The organism is Streptomyces sp. NPDC104831 (genome assembly GCF_055583025.1).
The window spans coordinates 133,402-139,980 of record NZ_JBVJOT010000018.1 but is presented as its reverse complement, the minus strand read 5'-3'; the positions used below and the strand labels follow the sequence as shown (position 1 = coordinate 139,980).

The 6,579-nt window shown below is 75.1% G+C and carries 3 protein-coding genes; all 3 read right to left on the bottom strand.

What is annotated here, in order from left to right:
* Nucleotides 1-3,916, bottom strand: a 3,916-nt coding sequence (locus ACZ63H_RS15385) for a CHAT domain-containing protein (protein ID WP_469865111.1), incomplete at its 3' end; no start/stop codon positions are given.
* A 218-nt stretch (nt 3,917-4,134) separates the two neighbouring features.
* The gene (locus ACZ63H_RS15380; protein WP_469865109.1) at nt 4,135-5,154 is read right to left on the bottom strand and encodes a TIGR03842 family LLM class F420-dependent oxidoreductase; all 1,020 of its coding nucleotides are present in this window, start codon (nt 5,152-5,154) and stop codon (nt 4,135-4,137) included.
* 11 nt (nt 5,155-5,165) lie between these two features.
* A complete protein-coding gene (hydA, locus tag ACZ63H_RS15375; protein ID WP_469865107.1) occupies nt 5,166-6,560 on the bottom strand; it encodes a dihydropyrimidinase in 1,395 nt (464 codons plus the stop codon).
* Nucleotides 6,561-6,579: the final 19 nt, after the last annotated feature.

Genomic DNA, 6,579 nt, shown 5'->3' with positions numbered 1-6,579 from the left:
CGCTTGCCTTTCTCTGCACGTCCTCATGTCGCTTTACCCCAGTGTTCCCTAGCCACCCTCCGCAGTTCCTCTCCCCCCCCCCCCTCCCTCCTCCCCCCCCCCCCCCCCCCCCCCCCCCCGGTGCCGGGTTGCCGTGGTGGACGAAGGCGGCCCAGGTGTCGGGCCGGTCCCGGAAGTCCTCCGCGAGCCGCGCGTCCGAGATGTCCGCCAGCGCCGGGACGGGCGGGCGCTCGCCCGGCGGCGTGAGCATCCAGCGCTGGGCGGCGCGCAGCGCGTCCGGTGGCGCGAGGCCCCGGTTGAGGGCGTCGTGCAGGACGAGCATGACCAGCTCCGACCGCTTGTCGTCGACCTTCCACCGGGAGCCGATGGCGTCGGCGGCCAGCCGGTGCACCATGACCGAGGTGACGGTCAGGGCCTCGTCGTGGTCGCGGGTGGTGAGGTCGGTCTCGCAGCCGCCGCACACCACCAGGGGGCCGGCCGACCGGAAGGCGTCGCCCTCGGCGGGCGTCCCCAGCAGGGTACTCAGGGTGAGGCCGGCGCTCCGGGACGGCTCGCCGGCCCGGCCGGGATCGGCCAGGAGCAGGGCCGAGCGGGTGGGGTCCGGGCCGGCGAGCCCGTGACAGGCGAGGTGCACCAGGGAGGCGGGGGCGGCGGCCCGGCCGCCGAGCAGCGCCAGGACGGTCTCCGGGGTGGCGGGGTCCTCGTGCGGGCGGTGCACCACGGCGTCCGGGTAGTGGACGGCGGCCAGGGTGTCGATCTCCTCCTCGGCCCATTCCAGGTCGTCCCCGCCGTGGAACACCAGGGCGGGGCGGCCGGCGAGCGGCATGCGCCGCCGGGCCGCGGCCCGCAGGAACTCGCGGCCGGAGGCCGCGTGGGTGAGCACGGCCACCTCACAGGCCCGGACCGGACGCGCTCCGCCGAGCCCGGCGGCCGGCCGGACCAGGGCCGCCTGCCAGGGCACCACTCCGAGTTCCCCGCAGGGCACCAGGACGAGCCGCACGGTCCGGCCCGCGGCGGTTCCGGCGACCGGGGCGGGATCCGCGCCGTCGGCGGCGACCGTGGCAGGAGGCGCGTCGGCACCCCCGGCCGAGGCGGGGTGCGGGCCGTCCTCGGCGGTCGGTGCGGCGCGTTTCCCTGCGCCCCCGGCCGGCGCCGGGCGGGCGTCGGTCCCGGTGCGGGTGGGGTGCCCCGGGCCGATGTGGTCCAAGGCGGGGCCCAGCACCTCGCCGGCCCAGGCACACAGCTCGTCCAGGGCGCGCAGCCAGCGCCGTTCGGCGTGGTCCTTCTCCTCCTTGCGCCCCTCCCCACGGTCGGCGGTGGTCTCCAGCCGCTGCCGGTCCGCGCCGGCCGCCAGGTACGCGGCGACGGGCCCGCGGCCCCGGGGGGCCAGGCCGGGCAGCGCCAGCGTCTCGACGGGACCGTCGCGGGGGACGACCAGCACCGCGCCGTCCGGGTCGTCGACGCCGGGGACCAGGTACAGCAGCGCGTCCGCCTCCGTCGCCCGCAGCCCGGCCCGCAGGTCGTCCACGGAGGGCAGCACCTGCTCCGGCTCGGCCCCGTCCTGCCCGCGCAGCAGCTCCAGCGAGCGGCGCCGCAGGTCACCGGGCAGCCCGGGGGTGCCCGCGCCGACCGCGGCCAGCACCTCCATCGGGGAGCCGTCCGACGGGCCGCCGGGGCTGCCGGAGGCCACGTCGGCGGACAGCTCCCACAGGGAGCGGTCGTCACCGCGGTCCTGGTCGGCGGCGGCCCGCCAGCGCTCGGCCAGTTCGCTCTCGCCGAGGGCGGCCAGCCGGTCGGCGACGCCCGCGGAGACCGCCGCCGCCCCGAGCACCAGGGACCGCCCGGCCTCCAGGCAGGCGATCGCCTCCTCGGTGCGCCCGGCCCGCAGCGCCCAGAAGGCCGCCGCGCGGCCCCGGTCGGCCGCCGCGCGGGCGATCCGCAGGCCGCGGCCGACCCCCTGCTGGAGCAGGACCTCGTCGGCGGAGTGCCGCAGCGAGGTGCGGGCGAGTCCGACGGCGGCCGTCAGGTCCTCGTCGGTGCCCGGGGCGCCCGCCCGCAGCCCGGCGCGCTTGGCGTGCAGCGCGGCCAGGTCCCAGGTGACGCCGGCGCCGCCCGGCAGCCCTTCGGGCAGGGCCCCGAGTCCCTCGGTCAGCTCGCCGATCGCCTCGTCCAGCGCCCCGGCGTCCCCGGTGAACGCGTACAGGGTGTCCAGGGCGAGCGCGATGGCGCCGTGCGACCTGGGCCGCAGCGCCCCGGTGAACTCGGTGCTCGCCAGCGCGGCCCGGGCGCGCCGTACGCCCTCGGCGATGCGGCTCGGGTCGGACTCGACGATCGCCGTGAGGGTGAGCAGCGGGGCCCAGGTCATGTCGAGGAAGCTGCGCAGGACGGGCATGTCCACCGCTGTCTCCACGGCCCGCTGCATGTGGTGCACGGCAGCCCGCAGGCGGGCGGTCCGGTCCGGGCCCGAGGCGTCGAGCACGACGAGGCCGAGGTAGGCGACGCCGAGCGCCAGGCCGATGTGGACGCCGGTCCACTCCTCGGCGGCGGCGTGGGTCTCGTCCAGCTCCAGTTCGCACAGCGCGTCGATGACGTCCTCGACGGTCTCGGCCTCGCCCCGGTCCAGCGCGGCGGTCAGCCGGGCCATGAGCCGCATGGTCTCCCCGCACAGGCGCAGGTTGGCGGCGGCCGTGCTGCCGGGGTCGCCGTCCCACCGCTGGCTCTCGAACAGCTCCAGGGCCAGGTCCTCGTCCTCCAGGCTGCCGCCGTTCATGGCGGCCCCGAAGAGCAGGACGGGTACGACGTTGGTGAGCCACTCGCCGTTGGGGTTGCCGGCCAGTTCCCCGTCGGCCCACGCCTCGTGCATCAGGCGGAGCGCCTCCCGGAAGCCTCCCATTTCACCGGAGTACATGGCGCGGGCGAAGTGGAGGAAGGCGCCGAGCATCCTGGAGGACAGGGGTGCGCGGCCGTCCGCCGGGGCGGTGGCGGGGTGTTCCCCCATCAGTTCGGCGAGGAGCCCGGAGACGTTCCCCGGTCCGACGATGCCGGGGGACATCACCTCGGCCAGGGCCAGGAACTCGGTCAGGACGTTCCGGGTCTCCACGTCCGCGTCGGCGTCCCCGGCCGGCCCGTCCCCCGCCGTCGCCTCCCCCGCCGGCCCGTCCCCGGTCTGCCCGAGCCGCTTCGGGGACGTGGCGAGGGAGCGCTCCAGCTCGCCGAGTATCAGGTGCATCAGGGTGCTCGTCGACGCCGCCACCGGCCCGCCCGTCATGGCCTCGACCAGGGGCCGGGCCGCGCGGACGAGCGCGCCGGTGTCGCCGTCCCGGAGCGCGTCGGTCATCGCGGCGAGCCCTCGCAGCCGGTCGCGGAACTCGGGGGTCATCCGCTGCTGCTCGTGCTCCAGCAGCAGCCGCGCGAGCAACCCGGTGTCCTCCACGATGCCGGATCCGCCCTCGGCGAGGGGCCTGCCCAGCTCGGAGAGGGACACGAGCCGGTCGACGTTCCAGTGCGGGGCGGAGATGAGGGAGGTGTCCCGGCTCAGGGCCACCAGCCGGGATCCGGCCAGCGCCACCAGCCCGCGGTAGGCCGCCTCCCGCTCCTCCGCGCCGAGCAGGGGGGACGTACGGGCCGCGTCCAGCAGGGGCAGCGCGCGCTCCCGGTCGGCCGGGGCGCCCTGGAGGACGAACCGTACGGCCCGGCACCGGCCGAGCCGAGCCGCCGCCACGGCCGCCGTCGCGCCGCTCTCCCCCGCCTTCGCCAGGTCGGCGAGCAGCTCCTCCAACTCCTCGGTCAGAGCATCGAGTTCGGGGCCCCGTACGCCGGTGTAGGTGTCCGTCTCGACCGGTACGGACAGCTGGTCGGTGCGGGCGAGCGCGGCGGCGGCGCGGTCGGCCGCGGACACGGCTGCGGCATCACTCATGTGTCATCCCCTCCGCCGCCATGGTGCCCGCCGCCGTGGTCCGGCGGCCGGGTCCGGGCGTGCCCCACCGGCATCCTGCCGGACAACGCCCGGCTACCGGCCGGTTTCCGCCCGGTCCGCCCCGCCCTCGCGCGCTCGGCGCGGGGGCGGGGGCACCACCCGCCGGGAGGACGGGCCCCTCCCCGGGACGGCGGGGAGGGGAGAACCGGGGCCGGGGGTCAGGAATTGACGGCGGGAATGATCCGGCTGCCGTAGACGTCGATCGTCGCCTCCTGGGCGTCGTGCATGTCGTACAGCGCGAACTGGTCGACGCCGAGGTCGCGCAGCGCGGTCAGTTTCCCGATGTGCCGCTCGGCGGGGCCGATGACGCAGAACCGGTCCACGATCTCGTCGGGCACGAACGCGGTGTCCGGGTTGCCGCTGCGGCCGTGGTGGGCGTAGTCGTAGCCCTGACGGGTCCTGATGTAGTCGGTGAGTTCCGCGGGGACGCCGGCGGAGTGCTCGCCGTAACGGGCGACGAGGTCGGCGACGTGGTTGCCGACCATGCCGCCGAACCAGCGGCACTGGTCGCGGGCGTGGGCGAGGGCCTCGGGCGAGTCGTCGGCGGTGACATAGGCGGGGGCGGCGACGCAGATCGTCACCTCGGACGGGTCGCGGCCGGCGGCGGCCGCCGCGTCCTTGACGGCCTTCACCATGTACTCGGTCAGGTAGAGGTCGGCGAGCTGGAGGATGAACCCGTCGGCCTCCGCGCCCGCCGTCCTCAGGGCCTTCGGGCCGTACGCCGCCATCCAGACGGGGAGTTCGGCGCCCTCCTTGATCCACGGGATGCGGATCCTGGTGCCGCCGAGGTCGGCCTCCTCGCCGCGGCCGAGGGCGCGGATGACCTTCATGGCCTCGCTGATGTGGGCCAGGGTCTGGGGCCTGCGGCCGGCGACGCGCATCGCGGAGTCGCCGCGGCCGATGCCGCAGACGGTGCGGTTGCCGAACATGTCGTTCAGGGTGGCGAAGGTGGAGGCGGTGACCTCCCAGGTGCGGGTGCCGGGGTTGGTGACCATCGGCCCGACCGTCAGCCGCTCGGTGTGCGCGAGGATCTGGCTGTAGATCACGAACGGCTCCTGCCAGAGCACCGCGGAGTCGAAGGTCCAGCCGTAGCGGAAGCCGTTGCGCTCGGCCCGTCGCATCAGGCCGACGACGCGGGAGGCGGGCGGGTCGGTCTGCAGGACGAGTCCGAAGTCCATGGTCGCCACTCCTAGTTCAGGTACTGACAGGTGGAGCGCGGGGTGAAGACGCCGTGCCCGGCCCGGCCGGTGAACTCCCGCCGGTCGATGACGACCTCACCGCGCGAGAGGACCGTCTCGACGCGGCCGGTGACCCGCTTGCCCTCGTACGCCGAGTAGTCGACGTTCATGTGGTGGGTCGCGGCGGACACGACCTGCTCGGCGTGCGGGTCGTACAGGACGATGTCGGCGTCGGCGCCCGGGGCGATGGTGCCCTTCTTCGGGTACAGGCCGAACATGCGGGCCGGGGTGGCGCAGGCGATCTCGATCCAGCGGCGGCGCGAGAGGTGGCCGTCCACGACGGCCTGGTGGAGCAGGTCCATGCGGTTCTCGACGCCCGGAAGGCCGTTGGGGATCTTGGAGAAGTCGCCCCGGCCCAGTTCCTTCTGGCCGGTGAAGCAGAAGGGGCAGTGGTCGGTGGAGACGACCTGGAGGTCGTTCGTCCGCAGGCCCCGCCACAGCCTGGCCTGGTGTTCGCGGGGCCTGAGCGGGGTGCTGCACACGTACTTGGCGCCCTCGAAGTCCGGCTCCGCGAGGTTGTCGGCGGACAGGAACAGATACTGCGGGCAGGTCTCGCCGAAGACGTCCAGCCCCTCGTCACGGGCCCTGACCAGCTCCGCGACCGCCTCCGCCGCCGAGACGTGGACGACGTACAGCGGGGCCCCGGCGACCTGGGCGAGCCGGATCGCGCGGTGAGTGGCCTCGGCCTCCAGCAGTGCCTTGCGGACCTCGCCGTGGTGGCGCGGGTCGGTCTCGCCCCGGGCCAGCGCCTGCCGGACCAGCACGTCGATGGCGATGCCGTTCTCGGCGTGCATCATGATCAGCCCGCCGTTCCCGGCGGAGCGCTGCATGGCGCGCAGGATCTGGCCGTCGTCCGAGTAGAAGACGCCCGGATAGGCCATGAACTGCTTGAACGAGGTCACGCCCTCCTCGATCAGCAGGTCCATCTCCTTGAGCGTGTCGTCGTTCACATCGGAGACGATCATGTGGAAGGCGTAGTCGATCGCGCAGTTGCCCTCGGCCTTGGCGTGCCAGGCGTCCAGGCCCTCGCGCAGGGTGCGGCCGACGCTCTGCACCGCGAAGTCCACGATGGTGGTCGTACCGCCCCAGGCGGCGGCCCGGGTGCCGGTCTCGAAGGTGTCGGAGGCGTGGGTGCCGCCGAACGGCAGCTCCATGTGGGTGTGCACGTCGACGCCGCCCGGGATGACGTACCGGCCGGTGGCGTCGATCTCGCGGTCCGCGGTCCAGTTCTGCGAGCGGGGTGTGGCCAGGGCGGCGACGCGGCCGTCCTCGACGAGGACGTCGGCGTGGATTTCGTCCGACGCGGTGATGACGAGGCCGTGGCGGATGACGGTACGGCTGCTCATGCTGCTCCTCGGTCACTCG